Annotated in this window: 21 protein-coding genes and 1 tRNA gene; 19 read left to right on the forward strand and 3 right to left on the reverse strand. The window is 62.3% G+C overall.

What is annotated here, in order from left to right; all coding sequences use genetic code 11:
• Positions 1 to 492 precede the first annotated feature (492 nt).
• From rluC to sppA, 3 genes are read left to right on the forward strand one after another with little or no spacing between them, the layout of a single operon-like run.
• A complete protein-coding gene (rluC, locus tag HU750_RS20215) occupies positions 493 to 1,449 on the forward strand; it encodes a 23S rRNA pseudouridine(955/2504/2580) synthase RluC (protein ID WP_027596073.1) in 957 nt (318 codons plus the stop codon).
• 3 nt (positions 1,450 to 1,452) lie between these two features.
• Positions 1,453 to 2,112, forward strand: coding sequence for an HAD family hydrolase (locus HU750_RS20220; protein ID WP_186681992.1), 660 nt, complete (start codon positions 1,453 to 1,455; stop codon positions 2,110 to 2,112).
• Between the two features lie 23 nt (positions 2,113 to 2,135).
• Entirely contained in the window at positions 2,136 to 3,125 is a 990-nt protein-coding gene (sppA, locus tag HU750_RS20225; protein WP_186681994.1) for a signal peptide peptidase SppA, read from the forward strand.
• Positions 3,126 to 3,282: 157 nt separating this feature from the next.
• On the opposite strand, the gene HU750_RS20230 is transcribed toward sppA, so the two are convergent.
• Complete coding sequence (locus HU750_RS20230; protein WP_186681996.1) at positions 3,283 to 3,861, reverse strand: Maf family protein; 579 nt, start codon at positions 3,859 to 3,861, stop codon at positions 3,283 to 3,285.
• Positions 3,862 to 3,957: 96 nt separating this feature from the next.
• Here HU750_RS20230 and HU750_RS20235 point away from each other — a divergent pair, with 96 nt between their 5' ends.
• From HU750_RS20235 to HU750_RS20290, 12 genes are all read left to right on the forward strand, one after another.
• On the forward strand, positions 3,958 to 4,485 hold the full coding sequence (locus HU750_RS20235) for a YceD family protein (RefSeq protein WP_027596077.1): 528 nt from the start codon (positions 3,958 to 3,960) through the stop codon (positions 4,483 to 4,485).
• Positions 4,486 to 4,498: 13 nt separating this feature from the next.
• Positions 4,499 to 4,681, forward strand: coding sequence for a 50S ribosomal protein L32 (gene rpmF / locus HU750_RS20240; protein ID WP_003247154.1), 183 nt, complete (start codon positions 4,499 to 4,501; stop codon positions 4,679 to 4,681).
• 3 nt (positions 4,682 to 4,684) lie between these two features.
• Positions 4,685 to 5,695: a phosphate acyltransferase PlsX gene (plsX, locus tag HU750_RS20245; protein WP_186681998.1), complete on the forward strand. Its 1,011-nt coding sequence runs from the start codon at positions 4,685 to 4,687 to the stop codon at positions 5,693 to 5,695.
• 126 nt (positions 5,696 to 5,821) lie between these two features.
• Positions 5,822 to 6,760: an ACP S-malonyltransferase gene (gene fabD, locus HU750_RS20250; RefSeq protein WP_027596079.1), complete on the forward strand. Its 939-nt coding sequence runs from the start codon at positions 5,822 to 5,824 to the stop codon at positions 6,758 to 6,760.
• 15 nt (positions 6,761 to 6,775) lie between these two features.
• Positions 6,776 to 7,516, forward strand: a complete 741-nt coding sequence (fabG, locus tag HU750_RS20255; protein ID WP_027596080.1) for a 3-oxoacyl-ACP reductase FabG — start codon at positions 6,776 to 6,778, stop codon at positions 7,514 to 7,516.
• Between the two features lie 204 nt (positions 7,517 to 7,720).
• Positions 7,721 to 7,957: an acyl carrier protein gene (gene acpP / locus HU750_RS20260; RefSeq protein ID WP_008096410.1), complete on the forward strand. Its 237-nt coding sequence runs from the start codon at positions 7,721 to 7,723 to the stop codon at positions 7,955 to 7,957.
• Between the two features lie 188 nt (positions 7,958 to 8,145).
• Positions 8,146 to 9,390, forward strand: a complete 1,245-nt coding sequence (gene fabF, locus HU750_RS20265; RefSeq protein ID WP_027596081.1) for a beta-ketoacyl-ACP synthase II — start codon at positions 8,146 to 8,148, stop codon at positions 9,388 to 9,390.
• On the forward strand, positions 9,390 to 10,205 hold the full coding sequence (pabC, locus tag HU750_RS20270; RefSeq protein WP_186682000.1) for an aminodeoxychorismate lyase: 816 nt from the start codon (positions 9,390 to 9,392) through the stop codon (positions 10,203 to 10,205). The genes fabF and pabC overlap by 1 nt, the downstream gene beginning before the upstream one ends.
• Positions 10,206 to 10,209: 4 nt before the next feature.
• Positions 10,210 to 11,412, forward strand: a complete 1,203-nt coding sequence (gene mltG, locus HU750_RS20275; RefSeq protein ID WP_186682002.1) for an endolytic transglycosylase MltG — start codon at positions 10,210 to 10,212, stop codon at positions 11,410 to 11,412.
• A gap of 9 nt (positions 11,413 to 11,421) precedes the next feature.
• Positions 11,422 to 12,054: a dTMP kinase gene (gene tmk, locus HU750_RS20280; protein WP_186682004.1), complete on the forward strand. Its 633-nt coding sequence runs from the start codon at positions 11,422 to 11,424 to the stop codon at positions 12,052 to 12,054.
• On the forward strand, positions 12,047 to 13,033 hold the full coding sequence (locus tag HU750_RS20285; protein ID WP_186682006.1) for a DNA polymerase III subunit delta': 987 nt from the start codon (positions 12,047 to 12,049) through the stop codon (positions 13,031 to 13,033). Before tmk ends, HU750_RS20285 begins: the two co-directional genes overlap by 8 nt.
• Positions 13,034 to 13,062: 29 nt before the next feature.
• Complete coding sequence (locus HU750_RS20290; protein WP_027596086.1) at positions 13,063 to 13,848, forward strand: TatD family hydrolase; 786 nt, start codon at positions 13,063 to 13,065, stop codon at positions 13,846 to 13,848.
• A 222-nt stretch (positions 13,849 to 14,070) separates the two neighbouring features.
• On the opposite strand, the gene HU750_RS20295 is transcribed toward HU750_RS20290, so the two are convergent.
• Complete coding sequence (locus HU750_RS20295; protein WP_186682008.1) at positions 14,071 to 15,204, reverse strand: aminotransferase class V-fold PLP-dependent enzyme; 1,134 nt, start codon at positions 15,202 to 15,204, stop codon at positions 14,071 to 14,073.
• Between the two features lie 72 nt (positions 15,205 to 15,276).
• Between HU750_RS20295 and HU750_RS20300 the strand changes: the two genes are divergently transcribed.
• The 4 genes from HU750_RS20300 to HU750_RS20315 all read left to right on the forward strand — a co-directional run bounded on the left by HU750_RS20300 (position 15,277) and on the right by HU750_RS20315 (position 18,220).
• Entirely contained in the window at positions 15,277 to 15,912 is a 636-nt protein-coding gene (locus HU750_RS20300) for a TetR/AcrR family transcriptional regulator (protein WP_027596088.1), read from the forward strand.
• 96 nt (positions 15,913 to 16,008) lie between these two features.
• Positions 16,009 to 16,977 (forward strand): GTP 3',8-cyclase MoaA, encoded by a 969-nt coding sequence (locus HU750_RS20305; protein WP_186682010.1) that lies wholly within the window; start codon positions 16,009 to 16,011, stop codon positions 16,975 to 16,977.
• Positions 16,978 to 17,043: 66 nt separating this feature from the next.
• Complete coding sequence (locus tag HU750_RS20310; protein ID WP_027596090.1) at positions 17,044 to 17,649, forward strand: DUF4823 domain-containing protein; 606 nt, start codon at positions 17,044 to 17,046, stop codon at positions 17,647 to 17,649.
• Between the two features lie 10 nt (positions 17,650 to 17,659).
• A complete protein-coding gene (locus HU750_RS20315; RefSeq protein ID WP_186682012.1) occupies positions 17,660 to 18,220 on the forward strand; it encodes a DUF1285 domain-containing protein in 561 nt (186 codons plus the stop codon).
• A gap of 156 nt (positions 18,221 to 18,376) precedes the next feature.
• Here HU750_RS20315 and HU750_RS20320 read toward each other — a convergent pair.
• Positions 18,377 to 18,452, reverse strand: a tRNA-Asn gene (locus HU750_RS20320).
• Positions 18,453 to 18,523 lie beyond the last annotated feature (71 nt).

Below are 18,523 nucleotides of genomic sequence, written 5' to 3' on the forward strand. Positions count from 1 at the left end.
CGCCCATGTCAGTGGGCCGGTGGCCGGACGCGGTGCTACACGGTCCGAGGGCTGTGCATCTCCACCCTGCACGTATCCCTGATAATTCGGGTGCTGCCGCGCGCTGAATCCGCAACGGGTTGCATTTTTCGCCAGCGCGGGTTCCGCGCTGGCGCCATTCATGTCCAAGGCAGGTATTTCCGAAGCATTCGCCGTGCGTTGCGTGGAAGCGACGAGGCGGGCAGAGGTGCAGCGAAAAGAATCGGGTAAGCAGGTGAAACACCGCACTTGTCGTTTTTTTTCGGTCTTCTCTACACAGCGCTGGTGGCGATTCCAGGCAATTCGGTAAACTGGCGAAAACCCCGTAGGACGGCCTCGCGTCCTGGAGAATTGCGAAGGTCAGGGACCGGCGAAGAGCCTGGTGCCGCTGGCCTGCCGCTTTTGGCGGCGTTCGCGACTATAGCAGCAATGATTAAGTGCTTCAATTCCATAAAAAATTGTTATGATCCCTTGATGACGACCAATACCCCTCCGACTTCCGGCGTTCAGCTGATCGAAGTCGCGCCGGAGCTTGCCGGCCAACGCATCGACAATTTCCTCATCACGGCCCTCAAGGGCGTGCCCAAGACGCTTGTCTACCGCATCCTGCGCAAGGGTGAAGTGCGGGTCAACAAGGGGCGCGTCAAGCCTGAGTACAAGATTCAGGCCGGCGATATCGTGCGGGTACCGCCCGTCCGCTTGCCCGAGCGTGATGCGCCTGCGCCGGTGGCGCAAGGCCTGTTGCAGCGCCTGGAAGCGGCGATTGTCTATGAAGACAAAGCGCTGATCGTGATGAACAAGCCGGCCGGTATTGCCGTGCATGGCGGCAGTGGCCTGAGCTTTGGTGTGATCGAGGCGCTGCGCCAACTGCGCCCGGACGCCAAGGAACTTGAACTGGTGCACCGCCTGGACCGCGACACGTCCGGCCTGCTGATGATCGCCAAGAAGCGCAGCATGCTGCGCCACCTGCATGCCGCATTGCGTGGCGACGGTGTCGACAAGCGCTACATGGCCTTGGTGCGCGGCCATTGGCCGACCGCCAAGAAGCAGGTCAACGCACCGTTGCTCAAGAGCAACCTGCGTTCTGGCGAGCGTATGGTCGAGGTCAATGACGAGGGCAAGGAAGCGCTGACCCTGTTCCGCGTGCTGCGCCGTTTTGGCGAGTTCGCAACCATTGTCGAGGCGCGCCCGATCACCGGTCGTACTCACCAGATTCGTGTGCACACCTTGCATGCTGGGCACATGATCGCAGGCGACAGCAAGTACGGCGATGAAGACTTCAGCCGCGAAATCCGCGAGCTGGGCGGCAAGCGCCTGTTCCTGCATGCCTACGCCCTGACCGTGCCGCTGCCTGACGGCGGCGAGCTCAAGCTCGAGGCGCCGGTGGATGAGGTGTGGGCTAAGACGGTTGAGCGTTTGAGTGCGTCCTGATCTATGAAAAAGCCGTATGAACTGCTGATTTTCGACTGGGATGGCACCCTGGCCGATTCCATCGGCCGCATCGTCGAGGCGATGAATGCCGCCGCTGAGCGTGCCGGTGAGGCGCCAAGCCACGAAGAGGCGGTCAAGGGCATCATCGGTCTGGCCCTGGGCGAGGCGATCCATACCCTGTACCCGCACCTGACGCCGGTAGCGCTCGAGCGCTTCCGGCAGCACTACGCCGACATCTACATGGCGCTCGATCAGCAGCCCTCGCCGTTGTTCGAGGGCGTGGTCGAGTCGCTGGATGCCTTCCGTGCAGAGGGTTACCGCCTGGCGGTGGCGACCGGCAAGGCGCGTCGCGGCTTGGATCGGGTGCTCAAGGCCAATGGCTGGGAGCAGTTTTTCGACATCACCCGTGCTGCCGACGAGACCCGTGGCAAGCCGCACCCGCTGATGCTCGAGGAAATTCTCGGCCATTGTGGTGTCGAACCAGAACGTGCGCTGATGGTCGGCGATTCGGCGTTCGACCTGCAGATGGCCAGCAATGCTGGCATGCATTCGGTGGCTGTCGGGTATGGCGCGATGTCGTTGCAGGCATTGGCCGAATTCGGCCCGCAGCTGTGCATCAATCATTTTTCCCAGTTGCGTGAGTGGCTGGGCCGTTCCGCGTAATTTCACGTCCAAGGCAGGTAAGCATGGCAGACGAATGGAAAGCCCCTGAGTCCGAACCCGAGGAGCGCGAAGAGCGCAAGAGTTGGAAGCTGTTGGAGAAGACCCTGCTGGCGGGCGTCCAGGAGCAGCGTCGCGCGCGTCGCTGGGGGATCTTCTTCAAGCTGCTGACCTTCGTCTACCTGTTCGGCATGCTGATGCTGTTCACGCCGCTGATGGACATGGACAAGGCGGCTTCGCGCAGTGCCAGCCATACGGCGCTGATCGAGGTGCGCGGCGTGATCGCCGACCAGGAGGCTGCCAGTGCCGATAACCTCGTCAAGAGCCTGCGTGAGGCGTTCAAGGACGCCAAGACCAAGGCGGTGGTGCTGCGCATCAACAGCCCAGGCGGCAGCCCGGTGCAGGCGGGTTATGTATATGACGAGATTCGTCGCCTGCGTGCCGAGTACCCGGCCATCAAGCTGTATGCGGTAATTACCGACCTGGGCGCTTCCGGTGCTTACTACATTGCCAGTGCGGCGGACGAGATCTATGCCGACAAGGCTAGCCTGGTCGGCTCCATCGGGGTGACGGCAGCGGGTTACGGGTTTGTCGGGTCGATGGAGAAGCTTGGGGTCGAGCGACGCACGTACACTGCAGGCGAGCACAAGGCCTTCCTGGACCCGTTCTCGCCAGAGAAGCCGGAAGAGCGTGCGTTCTGGCAGGGTGTGCTGAACACCACGCACCAGCAGTTCATCGCCATGGTCAAGCAGGGGCGGGGTGACCGCCTGAAAGACAAAGAGCACCCGGAGCTGTTCAGTGGCCTGATCTGGACCGGCGAGCAGGCCAAGGCGCTGGGGCTGGTGGATGGCCTGGGCAGTGCCAGCTATGTCGCGCGGGAGATTGTCGGCGAGAAGGAGTTGGTGGATTTCACGGTCGAGGAATCGCCGTTTGATCGCTTCTCGAAGCGGCTGGGCGCTAGCGTGGCGGAGCATCTGGCGATGTATATGGGGTTCCAGGGGCCGTCGTTGCGCTGAGGGTTCGCCGTCGCAGTTTTGGTGCCTGTGAGATCGGGCGCCGCCCGCGCGCCCATGTCCCAGAAATAATTGGCCCGAAACAACTGTAGGAGCAGCCTTGTGCTGCGAAGCGCCGCGCAGGCGGCGCTCAATCTCATAAGCGCCACAAATGTTGAGCCTAAGGTATCTCCACCCCTTCCTTCGTCAACATATCCACCAGCCGAATCAGCGGCAGCCCCACCAGGCTGGTCGCATCGCAACCGTGCGTGCTTTGGAATAAGCTCACCCCCAGCCCTTCCGCCTTAAAGCTCCCGGCGCAATCCAGCGGCTGTTCTGCCGTTACATAGCGCTCGACCCGTTTGCGGTCCAATTCACGCATGGTGACGGTAAAGGGCACGCAATCGACCTGGCAGTGCCCCGTGGCGCTGTTCAGCAGTGCCAGCCCGGTCAGGAAGGTCACTTGCTGCCCGCTCGCCTCCAGCAGCTGCTCGCAGGCGCGGGCGAAGGTGTGTGGCTTGCCCAGAATCTGTTCACCCAGCACGGCGACCTGGTCAGAGCCGATGATCAGGTGCCCTGGGTGGCTGCCCGCCAATGCCTCAGCCTTTTGCCTGGCCAGGCGCCGTACCAGCTCCACGGCAGGCTCGTCACCCAGTCGCTGCTCGTCTATATCGGGGCTTGCGCAGGTGAATGGCAGGCGCAGGCGGGCGAGCAGTTCGCGTCGATAAGGGGAGCTGGAAGCCAGTAATAAGGGAAGCATGGTAGACTCCTGGTCAGTTGAACCAAATTCTAACATGCAACATGCCGCCTAATTTCCTTTGACAGGTGCGGGGGGCATCCCTAGAATGCTGCGCCTATGTTGAATGACCCGATTCCACCTCACGTTGACCCGCGCAAATTAGCCGATCGTGGCGTAACCCTTAACGGTTCGCTGCAACTCGCTGATTTGGAAAGACTCTGCGACCCGCTTTCCGACAATGTCGGTACGGTGCAGGCGAAGTTAAATTTTGAACGAGATGAACAGCACGTGGTGGTTATCCACAGCGAGCTCGACGTCGAGGTCAAGATGGTTTGCCAGCGTTGTCTTGAGCTGGTCACCCTGCCGATCCACAGCGAATGTACTTACGCCGTGGTGAAGGAGGGTGCGAATACCCAGTCGTTGCCGAAAGGCTATGACGTGCTGGAACTGGGCGAAGATCCATTGGATCTGCAGGCGCTGGTCGAGGAGGAGCTTCTGCTCGCCTTGCCAATCGTGCCTGCTCATCATCCGGAAGAATGCCAGCAGCCGGCGGGCGCAGACGAGCCCGATTCGAGCAAGGACGAGGTATCGCGGTCCAACCCGTTCAGTGTTTTGGCGCAGTTAAAGCGTGACCCAAACGTTTAGGAGTTAATCAATTATGGCTGTTCAGCAGAACAAAAAATCCCGCTCTGCCCGTGACATGCGCCGTTCGCACGACGCTCTGTCGGAAAACGCGCTGTCGGTAGAGAAAACCACCGGTGAAGTTCACCTGCGCCACCACGTATCGCCAGAAGGCGTATACCGTGGTCGCAAAGTGGTCGACAAGGGCGCTGACGAGTAATCCTTGTCCGCTCAGATCATCGCGATCGACGCAATGGGCGGGGACTTCGGTCCCCGCAGCATTGTCCAGGCTAGCATTGCCTGCCTTTTGGCTACTCCCTCGCTGCACCTGACCCTCGTCGGTCAACCCTCCCTCCTTGAAGATCTTGTCAGCGGCCTTGCGGCGGCGGATCGCGCGCGCCTGCAGATTGTCGCGGCCAGCGAGGTGATTGGCATGGACGAGCGGCCATCCCAGGCGTTGCGTGGCAAACCGGATTCGTCGATGCGCATTGCGCTCGAACTGGTGCGTGACGGCAAGGCCCAGGCCTGCGTGAGTGCCGGCAACACCGGGGCGCTGATGGCGTTGTCGCGTTTCGTGCTCAAAACCCTGCCGGGTATCGATCGGCCGGCCATGGTGGCGGCGATCCCGACTCAGGCGGGGTACTGCCAGTTGCTCGACCTGGGTGCCAATGTCGATTGCAGTGCCGAGAACCTCTTCCAGTTCGCCGTGATGGGCTCGGTGGCCGCCCAGGCGCTGGGTGTGCATCGGCCGCGCGTGGCGCTGTTGAATATCGGCACCGAGGACATCAAGGGCAACCAGCAGGTCAAGCTGGCGGCCACCTTGCTGCAGAACGCCCGTGGGCTTAACTATGTGGGCTTCGTCGAAGGCGATGGCCTGTACCGCGGCGAGGCTGACGTGGTGGTGTGTGACGGTTTTGTCGGCAACATCCTGCTCAAATCCAGCGAGGGCCTGGCGACGATGATCGCTGCGCGCATCGAGACGCTGTTCAAGGGTGGCGTGTTGTCGCGCGCTGCCGGCGCGCTGGCCATGCCACTGCTCAAGCGCCTGCAGGCCGACCTGGCGCCGGCGCGGCACAACGGTGCGAGTTTCCTGGGTTTGCAGGGGATCGTCATCAAGAGTCACGGTTCGGCAGGTGTGCAGGGCTTTCAGAGTGCGATTCAGCGGGCGCTGATCGAGATTCAGGAAAACCTGCCGCAGCGGCTGCATGGCCGCCTTGAAGACCTGTTGCCTTAGGCAATTCGCCGATGAAGTGCTTAAATGTGACCGCTTGGTCCGCGTCTCCATCCAAGTTTTCAGATTCCGCGTCAGGCTGATGCCCGGCGCACCCTATCCGACGACAAGATCATAAGGGCTTGTTCAATGTCTGCATCCCTCGCATTCGTCTTTCCCGGTCAAGGTTCCCAGTCGCTCGGCATGCTCAAGGAATTGGGCGCCGAAAAGCCGGTGATCGTTGAGACCTTCAAGGAGGCCTCCGAGGCTCTGGGCTATGACCTGTGGAAGCTGGTCCAGGAAGGCCCGGAAGAACAACTCAACCAAACCGACAAGACCCAGCCGGCCATCCTCACTGCCTCGATCGCCCTGTGGCGCCTGTGGTTGGAAGAGGGCGGCGCGCAGCCGGCGTTCGTTTCCGGCCACAGCTTGGGTGAATACAGCGCCTTGGTTGCCGCTGGCAGCCTGTCGCTCAAAGATGCAGTGAAGCTGGTCAAGCGCCGTGGCGAACTGATGCAGGAGGCCGTGCCTGCCGGTCACGGCGCCATGGCCGCGATTCTCGGCCTGGACGATGCCGTAGTGGTCGATATCTGTGCCAAGGCCGCCGAAGATGAAGTGGTCAGCGCGGTGAACTTCAACTCGCCAGGCCAGGTCGTGATCGCGGGCAACACGGCTGCCGTGGACCGTGCCATGGCGCTGTGCAAAGAGGCCGGTGCCAAGCGCGCCCTGCCGCTGGCGGTCAGCGTGCCGTCGCACTGCGCCTTGATGAAGCCGGCTGCCGAGCGTTTTGCCGAATCGGTCAACGCCATCGAATGGAAGGCCCCGCAGATCCCGGTGGTGCAGAACGTCACCGCCGCTATCGCCGCCGACCTCGATGCGCTCAAGCATGACCTGCTGGCACAGCTTTACCAGCCCGTGCGCTGGGTCGAGTGCGTGCAGACCCTGGCCGCCAATGGCGCGGTCAACCTGGTCGAGTGCGGCCCGGGCAAAGTCCTCGCCGGCCTCAACAAGCGTTGCGCCGACGGTGTCACCACCTACAACCTCAATACCCCTGACGCCGTCGCCGCCACCCGTGCGGCGCTGGCCTGAATTGGAGAAGCTTGCATGAGCCTGCAAGGTAAAGTTGCACTGGTCACCGGCGCTAGCCGTGGCATCGGCCAGGCCATTGCCCTCGAACTGGGCCGCCAGGGCGCGACCGTGATCGGCACCGCCACGTCGGCTTCCGGCGCCGAGCGCATTGCCGCCACCCTCAAAGAGCACGGCATCGCCGGCACCGGCATGGAGCTGAATGTGACCAGCGCCGAGTCCGTGGAAGCGGTGCTGGGTGCCATCAGCGCACAGTTCGGTGCGCCGACCATCCTGGTCAACAACGCCGGCATCACCCGCGACAACCTCATGCTGCGCATGAAGGACGACGAGTGGTTCGATGTGATCGACACCAACCTGAACAGCCTCTACCGTCTGTCCAAGGGCGTGCTGCGCGGCATGACCAAGGCGCGTTGGGGTCGTATCATCAGCATCGGCTCGGTTGTCGGTGCCATGGGCAACGCCGGCCAGGCCAACTACGCGGCGGCCAAGGCCGGCCTCGAAGGCTTCAGCCGCGCCCTGGCGCGTGAAGTGGGCTCGCGTGGTATCACCGTCAACTCGGTGACCCCGGGCTTCATCGACACCGACATGACTCGCGAGCTGCCAGAAGCGCAGCGCGAAGCCCTGCAGACCCAGATTCCGCTGGGCCGCCTGGGCCAGGCCGAGGAAATCGCCAAGGTGGTTTCCTTCCTGGCCTCCGACGGCGCAGCCTATGTGACCGGCGCTACGGTGCCGGTCAACGGCGGGATGTACATGTAACAACTGCAACTCAATGTGACGGATTTCGTAAAAAAAGAGTCATACTGCGAGCCTAAAATCCGTTATAAAGCTGCAACCAGATTCCAGGCAGCGGGTGCGGTGACTAATCCGAAGGTGCGTTTAGCTTGAAAAGCGAACGTCTTTCTATAAAATTGGTCACCGGCCAGCTGCCTGACATATGTCCATTAGGAGTGAAAACTAGGTATGAGCACCATCGAAGAACGCGTCAAGAAAATCGTCGCCGAGCAACTGGGCGTCAAGGAAGAGGAAGTGACCAACGAGAAGTCCTTCGTCGATGACCTGGGTGCCGATTCGCTTGACACCGTTGAGCTGGTGATGGCTCTGGAAGAGGAATTCGAGACCGAGATTCCTGACGAAGAAGCCGAGAAGATCACTACCGTTCAAGCCGCTATCGACTACGTCAACAGCCACAAGGCCTAAGACGCAGTAGTCGACGCTTCTTGTCGGGAAAAACCGCACTGCCTTTGCTGGCGTGCGGTTTTTTCTTTGCGAGCCCCCTGCCTTCAGCTCAAGGGTATCGTTCACCGCGCACCGAGAGCCTGTTGTCATTCCATTCCATCGCATGAATGCAATGCCAAGAGACTCTGTTATTAGAAAAGGAGAGTACTGTGTCGCGTAGACGCGTCGTGGTCACCGGTATGGGTATGCTGTCGCCACTGGGTACCGATGTACCGAGCACCTGGCAGGGCATTCTGGCTGGCCGCAGTGGCATCGGTCCGATCGAACATACGGATCTGTCTGCCTACTCCACCCGTTTCGGCGGCTCGGTGAAAGGCTTTGAGGTCGAACAGTACCTGTCGGCCAAAGAGGCCCGCAAACTTGACCTGTTCATCCAGTACGGCCTGGCGGCCGGGTTCCAGGCCGTGCGTAATGCGGGCCTGGAGGTCAACGACAGCAACCGTGAACGCATTGGCGTGGCCATGGGTTCGGGTATTGGTGGCCTGACCAACATCGAAGAAACCAGCCGGACCCTGCACGAGCAGGGCCCGCGGCGTATTTCGCCGTTCTTCGTGCCGGGTTCGATCATCAACATGATCTCCGGTTTCCTGTCTATCCACTTGGGGTTGCAGGGCCCGAACTACGCCATTGCCACCGCCTGCACCACGGGCACCCACTGCATCGGCATGGCGGCGCGCAACATCGCCTACGGCGAAGCTGACGTGATGATCGCCGGTGGCGCCGAAATGGCCGCCTGCGGCCTGGGCATGGGCGGCTTCGGCGCATCGCGTGCGCTGTCGACCCGCAACGATGAGCCAAGCCGTGCCAGCCGTCCTTGGGACAAAGGCCGTGATGGTTTCGTGCTGTCTGACGGTGCCGGTGCCCTGGTGCTGGAAGAACTCGAGCACGCCAAGGCCCGTGGCGCGACCATTTATGCCGAGCTGGTTGGTTTCGGCATGAGCGGCGACGCTTACCACATGACCTCGCCACCCGATACCGGCGAAGGCGCTGCCCGTTGCATGGCCAATGCCCTGCGCGATGCGGGTATCCAGCCTGAAGAGGTCAGCTACATCAACGCCCACGGCACTTCGACCCCGGCCGGCGATATCGCCGAAGTGGCGGCGATCAAGCGTGTGTTCGGTGAGCATGCCTACAAGCTCGCGGTCAGCTCGACCAAGTCGATGACTGGCCACCTGCTGGGTGCTGCTGGCGCGGTGGAAGCGATCTTCAGCGTGCTGGCGATCAACAGCCAGATGGCGCCGCCGACCATCAACCTGGACGAGCCGGACGAAGGGTGTGACCTGGACTTCGTGCCACACCAGGCGCGCAGCATGCCGATCGATGTGGTGCTGTCCAACTCGTTCGGCTTTGGTGGCACCAACGGCTCGCTGGTGTTCCGCCGGTTCGCCGGTTGATGCACAGCTGGGTCGACGGCCAGCCGGCGGATGCAGTCAACTTGCAAAACCGCGGCCTGGCATACGGCGATGGTCTGTTCGAGACCATCGCCGTGCGCGGTGGCCGGCCCAGTTTGCTGGCGGGTCACCTCGCACGCTTGGCGCTGGGTTGCCAGCGCCTGGCAATCGACGTTGACCTGGTGTTGGTTGAAGACGAGCTTCTGCGTTACGCCAGCCAGCTCGGTGATGGCGTCGCCAAACTCATCCTGACCCGTGGCGACAGCCAGCGCGGCTATGCCCCGGTTGCCGGTGCCGCGGCACGGCGCATCCTTCAGGGCAGCCCACTGCCCAGCTATCCTGTCGAGCATGCCGAGCGTGGCGTGCGTTTGTTCCCGTGCCAGACCCGGCTTGGGGAACAACCGCTGCTGGCCGGGCTCAAACACCTCAATCGCCTGGAGCAGGTGCTGGCGCGTGCCGAATGGCAGGACAGCGAGCATGCCGAAGGCCTCATGCGAGATGGGCGGGGCAGGGTGGTCGAAGGGGTGTATAGCAATCTTTTCCTGGTGCGTGACGGCGTGCTACTGACCGCAGACCTCAGCCGATGCGGCGTCGCGGGAGTAATGCGTGCCGCGTTGTTGCAGCAGGCCCAGGCGCTGGCCATTCCCGTCCAGGTTCGTGACCTGGCATTCGATGAACTGCAGCAGGCGGATGAAGTATTCGTTTGCAACAGTGTCTATGGGGTCTGGCCTGTGCGGGGAATTGCCGCGCTGAACTGGTCGCCAGGCCCACTCACCCGTAAACTGCAGGCCGTTGCCCGTACGTTACTGGATACCTGAATTCGTGAGACGCAAATTCCTGCTGCTGCTGGAAATGGGGTTGATCCTGGCTGGCCTGGCATTCGGCTGGTCGGCCTGGAAGGTCAACTCGGTCCTGGAGCAGCCCTTGCACGTGACGCAGGAGCGCCTGCTCGATGTGCCCAATGGCACCAACCCCAACCGCATGTTCTACCGCATGCAGAACGAGGGGTTGCTCGATGACGCCTTTTGGCTGCGGCTTTACTGGCGCTTCAACATGGCCGGTACGCCCCTGCACACCGGTGAGTACCGCCTGACCCCGGGCATGACGGTCGAGCAGTTGTTCGATGCGTGGCGCCGCGGCGATGTCGTGCAGTACAACCTGACCCTGGTCGAAGGCTGGACCTTCCGCCAGGTACGCTCGGCGATCGCCAAGCACGAAAAGCTCAAGCACACGCTGGACGGCCTGACCGACGCCGAGGTCATGGACAAGCTTGGCCACACCGGGGTGTTCCCTGAAGGCCGCTTCTTCCCGGACACTTACCGCTTCGTGCGTGGCATGAGCGACATCGAATTGTTGCAGCAAGCCTACATGCGCCTGGACGAAGTGCTGGCCAAGGAGTGGTCGGAGCGCACCACTGACCTGCCTTATCGCGACCCCTACCAGGCGCTGATCATGGCCTCGTTGGTGGAGAAGGAAACCGGCATCCCGCAAGAGCGTGGGCAGATTGCCGGCGTGTTCGTGCGGCGCTTGCGCCTGGGCATGATGCTGCAGACCGACCCAACAGTGATCTATGGCATGGGCGAGCGCTACAACGGCAAAATCACCCGCGCCGACCTGCGTGAGCCAACGCCCTATAACACCTACACCATTACCGGCCTGCCGCCGACGCCCATCGCCATGGTCGGCCGCGAGGCGATTCACGCTGCGCTCAATCCGTCCGATGGCACCAGCTTGTATTTCGTTGCTCGCGGCGATGGCAGTCACGTGTTCTCCGACGACCTGGACGATCACAACTCGGCGGTGCGCGAGTTCCAGCTCAAGCGGCGGGCGGATTACCGCTCCAGCCCGGCTCCGCAGGCCCAGCCGGGTGCGGGGGAGGCCGTGGAGCCCGAGACGCCCGCAGCGGACCAGCCGACTGCGCAGCCTGAGCCCGATGAGGCGCCCGTGCAGGAAACCGCCCCGGCCAGCGACCCTGCCCCCGTCGATGCACCGGCCACTGCGCCGACGCCCGACGAACAACATTAAGGACTGCCTGTGAGCGGCTTGTTTATTACTCTGGAAGGCCCCGAAGGCGCGGGCAAAAGTACCAACCGTGAATACCTGGCGGCGCGCCTGCGCGAGCAAGGCTTGGATGTGTTGCTGACCCGCGAGCCGGGCGGTACGCCGCTGGCCGAGAAGGTGCGTGAACTGTTGCTGGCACCCAGCGATGAAACCATGGCGGCCGATACCGAGCTGTTGCTGGTGTTCGCTGCACGCGCCCAGCACCTGGCGCAGGTGATCCGTCCTGCGCTGGCCCGCGGCGCCGTGGTGTTATGTGACCGGTTTACCGATGCCACCTACGCCTATCAGGGTGGTGGTCGCGGGTTATCCGTCGAGCGTATCGCCACCTTGGAGCAATTCGTCCAGGGGGACCTGCGCCCTGACCTGACACTCGTATTCGACCTGCCCGTAGAAGTCGGCCTCGCCCGCGCCGCTGCGCGTGGCCGCCTGGACCGTTTCGAGCAGGAAGGCCAGGCGTTCTTCGAGGCTGTGCGCCAAGCCTACCTGCAGCGTGCCCATCGTGAGCCGCAGCGCTACAGCCTGCTGGACGCCGCGCAACCGCTGGAGGCCGTGCAGCGCGCCATCGATGCGCTGCTGCCGGGGATTCTGGAGCGTTGCCGTGACTGAAGCCTACCCCTGGCAGCAGGCCATCTGGCAGCAGTTGGCCGGTCGCAGCCAGCACGCCCACGCCTACCTGCTGCATGGGCCGCAGGGCATTGGCAAGCGGGCCCTGGCCGAGCGGTTGATGGCGCGCCTGCTGTGTCAGCAGCCGCAGGGCCTGGATGCCTGTGGTAGCTGCAAGTCCTGCCTGCTGCTCAAGGCCGGTAGCCACCCCGACAACTACGTACTGGAGCCCGAAGAGGCCGACAAGCCGATCAAGGTCGACCAGGTGCGTGAGTTGGTGGCTTTCGTGGTGCAGACTGCGCAGTTGGGTGGGCGCAAAGTCGTGTTGATCGAGCCGGTCGAGGCAATGAACATCAACGCTTCCAACGCCCTGCTCAAAAGCCTTGAAGAGCCCTCTGGCGACACCGTTCTGCTGTTGGTCACGCACCAGCCCAGCCGCCTGTTGCCGACCATCAAGAGCCGTTGCCAGCAGGTCGCTTGCCCGCAGCCCAGCCTGGCCCAGAGCCAAGCCTGGCTGGCCCATGCGCTGGCCGACAGCGATGAAGCCGAGCGCGATGAGTTGTTGACCCTGGCCGCTGGTTCGCCATTGATGGCGGTGAGCTTGCAGGCGCAGGGCGTGCGCGAGCAGCGTGCGCTGGTCACCGACGGGGTGAAGAAACTGCTCAAGCAGCAGCAATCGCCCAGTCAGTTGGCAGAGGCTTGGAATGGCGTACCGTTGTTGCTGTTGTTCGACTGGTTCTGCGACTGGTCGCACCTGATCCTGCGCTATCAGTTGACCCAGGACGAAGAAGGGTTAGGCTTGGCCGATATGCGCAAGGTTGTGCAGTATCTGGCGCAAAAAAGCCGCCAGGCCAACGTGCTTCAGGTGCAGGCGTGGATCCTGGAACAGCGCCAGAAGGTGCTGGGCAAGGCTAACCTGAACCGCGCCCTGCTGCTCGAAGCGCTGCTGGCGCACTGGCAGCAGTTGCCAGGCGCCCGCTGACTTTCCCTTTTCATGTGTGCCGTTATCCCATGCTCGTAGATTCCCATTGCCACCTTGACCGTCTTGACCTGAGCGCCCACCAGGGCTCCCTCGATGCCGCCCTGCAAGCCGCGCGTGAGCGCGGGGTGGGGCACTTCCTGTGCATTGGCGTCAGCGCCGAGAACGCTGGTGCGGTCAAAGCGCTGAGTGAGCAGTACGCCGATGTCGATTGTTCGGTGGGGGTGCACCCGCTCGACCTGGCACCGGGCGAAACCCCGGCGTTGGAGTGGCTATTGCGTGAGTTGGCGCATCCGCATGTGGTGGCGATCGGTGAAACCGGCCTGGACTACCACTACGAGCCGGAAGCCGCCGAGTTGCAGCAGGCATCGTTTCGCCTGCACCTGGAGGCCTCGCGCCAGACCGGCAAGCCGGTGATCGTGCATACCCGTGCTGCGCGGGCCGACACCCTGGCGCTGCTGCGCGAGGCGAACCTGCCCCAGGCCGGTGTGCTGCACTGCTTCACCGAAGACTGGGACATGGCCAAGGCGGCGCTGGACCTGGGCTATTACATCTCGTTGTCGGGCATCGTCACCTTCCGCAATGCCGATGCCTTGCGTGAGGTGGCGCGCCAAGTGCCTGTCGACCGCCTGCTGGTGGAGACCGATTCGCCATACCTGGCACCGATACCGCACCGGGGCAAGCCTAACCTGCCGCAGTATGTGCGTGAGGTGGCCGAATACGTCGCCTCGTTGCGAGGGGCCAGCTATGAGCAGTTGGCGGAGCAGACCACCGCCAACTTCAAGCGGTTGTTCCCGCTGGCTCGCGTGGCCGGGTAGCGCGACAGGCAAAAAAAACCCGGGTTCTGGGGGAGGGAATCCGGGTTAAGACCATTAGGAGTAAAACAAAGGTACGCGGTCCCTGAGCACCTTTATCGGCGCGCCACTTGGGGGGGATGCGCCGCGCCAACACTTCAAGTATTGGTCAGGTTTGGCGCAGTGCCAGTGGCTGTTGGTCGTTTTTTAAACAGATTTGGAATACGCCCGCGTTCCATTGCACTCTCAGTGCATGGCCAGGCGCCGCACCTGCTGAACAGTTTCGTCGATCAGTTGCTCACCGGTATAGAAATGCGGTGAAAAGCGCACACTGCCGCCGCGCAAAGCGCAAATTGTGCGCTGGGCCATCAAGGCCTTGTAGATGTCCACGCTTGCCTGCCCTTTGATACTGAATGTGACGATGCCCGCTCGTCTGTCTGGGTCAGCCGGGGTGTGCAGCACAACACCGGGCACTGATGCCAAGCCTTCATACAACTGAGCCACGCGCTGTTGCAATTGCTGCGCGACCGTGCTGATACCGACCTCCTCCAGGAGCGACAGGCTTGCCTCCAGCGCGTGGGCGCCGAGCATGTTCGGGCTGCCACACTCGAAACGCCGCGCGCTGTGAGCGGGCTGCCATTGGCGTTGGTCGAAGTCGCCCAAGTGTTCCAGCATGTGCCAGCCATAGGCATTGAGTTCAAGTTGCGGGCGTAGCGCGGCGCGGCAATAGAACATCCCCAGCCCCTCAGGGCCGAGCATCCACTTATGGCCATCGGCCACGGCAAAATCACACTGAAAGCGTTGCACGTCGAAGGGCAGGGCGCCTACCTGCTGAATGGCATCGACGCAGAACAGTACATTACGCGCCCGGCAACCCTCACCCAGGCGCGCCAGGTCCAGGCGCAGGCCGCTGCCGAACTGCACCGCACTGACCGCCAATAGCCGGGTGCGTGGGCCGCAGGCCGTCAGCAAGGTGGCTTCGGGGTCTGGGCCGGCCAGGCTGGCTTCGATCACCTGCACGCCACGGTCGGCCAACGCCTCCCACACCACGCGGTTGGAGGGGAACTCTTCGTCGCTGATCACCACCTGGTCGCCCGCTGCCCAGTCCAGCCCAAAGGCGACCAGCGACAGCCCTTCGGAGGTGTTCTTCACCAAGGCGATATCGCCAGGCGAGGGCGCATGGATAAGCCGCGCCAGCCGCGCGCGCAGACGTCGCTCGGTGGCCAGCCAGGATGGGTACTCGCTGGCACCTAGGCAAACGTTGTCGCGGGCGAAGCGGGCCACTGCCTCGGCAGCCCGCCGTGGCCAGGGGGCGATGGCGGCGTGGTTCAGGTAGCGCAGCCCGGGGGCATGGTCGAACTCATCGTGAAACATAGACATGGTTGGATGATCCGTGCAATTTCCCGCAAGTTAGGCATAATAAACCGCTTCGATTGTCATCCAGTCCTTCCTATGCAGAAAGAACCTCGTAAGGTCCGTGAGTTTCGCCGTCGCGAACAGGAAATCCTCGATACCGCGCTCAAGCTGTTTCTCGAACAGGGTGAAGACAGTGTCACCGTCGAGATGATCGCTGACGCGGTAGGTATCGGCAAAGGCACGATCTACAAGCACTTCAAGTCCAAGGCGGAGATCTACCTGCGCCTGATGCTCGACTACGAGCGTGATTTGAACGAGCTGTTGCATTCGGCCGACGTCGACCGTGACAAGGAAGCCCTGTCGCGCGCCTACTTCGAGTTCCGCATGCGCGACCCGCAGCGCTATCGCCTGTTCGACCGCCTGGAAGAAAAGGTGGTCAAGGGTAATCAGGTGCCGGAGATGGTCGAGCAGTTGCATAGCATCCGCGCCTCCAACTTCGATCGCCTCACCCAGTTGATCAAGGGCCGTATCAGCGAAGGCAAGCTCGAAGACGTACCGCCGTACTTCCACTACTGCGCGGCCTGGGCGTTGGTGCATGGCGCCGTGGCGCTGTACCACTCGCCGTTCTGGAGCAATGTGCTTGAAGATCAGGAAGGTTTCTTCCAGTTCCTCATGGACATCGGCGTACGCATGGGAAACAAGCGCAAACGCGACCCGGAACCCACCCACTGACCGGTCCGGTGGCTCCAGCATGAACAAGGTACTTGCAAAAACCTGATTTATGAGTCAGGTTTTGCCAGCCCCGCTTCATCCATGCTGGAGTCATCCATGATCGTCGATCGTCAAGGCAGGCGTTTTCGCAACCTGCGTGTCAGCCTGACGGCTGCCTGTAACTACGCGTGCACTTACTGCGTGCCCAATGGCAAACGCCTGGTGGCGGCGCAGGACGAGCTGTCGGCGCAAGCCCTGGCGCGGGGCGTTGCTTACCTCATCGAGGCCGCGGGTATCGAGCGTTTACGCATTACTGGTGGCGAGCCGCTGGTCAGCCCCCGGCTGGATGGCTTTCTGGCTGCCATTGCCAAACTCCCCCTCGACGATATCTCGCTGACCACCAATGGCCAGTTGCTCGCGCGCAAGCTGCCAGCGCTTCATGCCGCCGGCATCCGCCGTTTGAATGTGTCCCTCGATACCCTAGACCCGCTAGCGTTTCGCCGCATCGCCCGTGGTGGCGACCTGGCCAGTGTGCTGGCAGGCATGCAGCGCGCCAGCGAGCAGGGCATGCGCATCAAAGTGAACATGGTGCCGATGCGTGGGCAAAACCTCGACCAGGTGTTGCCGCTGCTGGATTACTGCCTCGAGCGGGGTTTCGAGCTGCGCTTCATCGAGCTCATGCGCATGGGCCACTTGGCCAGTGATCGCAACGCATTTTTGCAGCAATTCGTGGGCCTCGACCAGGTGCTCGGGCTGATTGGTACCGAGCATGCCTTCGAGCAGGTCGACGTGCCGGTGGATGCTACGGCCCTGCGTTACCAGATCCCGGGTAAAGGCCATTTCGGCGTAATTGCCAACGAGAGCGTGCCGTTTTGCCGCGGTTGCTCGCGGCTACGTTTGTCATCGACGGGTTGGCTGCATGGCTGCCTGTCGTCGAGCAACCGCCACTTTGTCGGCGATCTGCTGGAAAAGCCGCGTCATCAAGCGCTCCCTGCCTTGCAGCGGCTGCTGGTCAAAGCCCTGGCAGACAAGCAGGATGTGGCGTTTTCCGGGGGTGTTACGGTGATGAAGGTAATCGGCGGCTGAGTCTGGCGCAAAAGCTGCATCCGCCGGCTATTCGCCGGTTTTTCGTCGCCGGCCACTGGAGGAAAGATGCGTAGCCTGGTCTTGCTGCTGGCGCTGATGGCGTTGGGCGGCTGCATGAATGTCAGCGATATGGGCGAAGGCGTCCGTTACCACATGAGCGACGCCGGTCTGCTCGACCACAGCGATACCCGCAGGACACTGTCGATCCGCCTGCAGCCCGACTCGTTCATCTTCATTGGCCAGGGTGCCTTCGTGCCGCCCGGTAAAGGGCCAGTACCGCACCAGAACGTGGTGGCCGACCAGGCCTTCAAGAGCTTCGTCGAGTATTTCCCCCTGGTACGCCGTGCCCAAGGCCCGCTCGGCTTGGAGGACGCGATCGCCCAGGCGCGCTCGGTGGGCGCGGACTACGTGCTGTACACCCGTTTTGCACGTACCGACGACCGCATCGGCAACGGCGACGAATGGTATGACGAACAGGCTGTCGACCGTCTCGGCTGGGACACTGGGGTGGTGCAGATGATGCTGATTGAAACCAATACCCGCTACTTGATCGACACCGCACGCATCAAAAGCCGTGGCGGTTTGTTGACGTTCCACGACAATACGCCGGAAGATTTGCTTGCCGCGCCGATGCGCGAGTACGCTCGGAGCCTTCTGGGCATGAGCGAATGAGGCAAGCGTGATGAGCGACTCCGGCAAGGCCAATGACCTTCTGGCGCAAATCCCCAAGGCAAAGGGTTTGCCGCCCGTGCACCTGTGGAACCCGGACTTCTGCGGCGACATCGACATGCGCATCGCCCGCGACGGTACCTGGTATTACCTGGGCACGCCGATCGGGCGCAAGCCGATGGTGCGGTTGTTTTCCACGATCATCCGCCGCGACGGCGATGACTACTTCCTGATAACCCCGGTGGAGAAGGTCGGCATCCGTGTCGACGATGCGCCCTTTGTCGCGGTTACTCTGGAGGTGCAGGGCGAGGGCGAGCAACAAATATTGCGCTTCACCAGCAATGTCGACGACCAGGTCGAGGCGGGGCCGGATAACCCATTGCGGGTCGAGCTCGATCCTGTCACGCAAGAGCCATCTCCCTACGTGCTGATGCGCAGCAACCTTGAGGCGCTGATTCATCGCAATGTGTTCTACCAACTGGTCGAGCTGGCGGTGCCGCGCATTATCGAGGGTGAAGAGTGGCTGGGGGTATGGAGCCGGGGTGAGTTCTATCCGATCGGGCGTACCGGCTGAGACCTGTGTGGCTGGCATGCGCATGCCTTGAGTATGGCGGTGTCAATCAGACCGAGCGCCGCCCGCCCGGCGCTCGGTCTGCCAGGCGCTGCAGCATTCCAACCGTACAACGAAAAAGCCCCCGGTTGCTTGCGCACCCGGGGGCTTTTCAGTGTTTGGCTCCGCGACCTGGACTCGAACCAGGGACCCAATGATTAACAGTCATTTGCTCTACCGACTGAGCTATCGCGGAATCTGCGCATATCTTACTGATCACCAAAGGGAAGTCAAGCTTCCCCCTGGTAAATCAGAACCGAATCAAGC

The organism is Pseudomonas sp. SWRI50 (assembly GCF_014269095.1).
Classification (GTDB): domain Bacteria; phylum Pseudomonadota; class Gammaproteobacteria; order Pseudomonadales; family Pseudomonadaceae; genus Aquipseudomonas; species Aquipseudomonas kermanshahensis.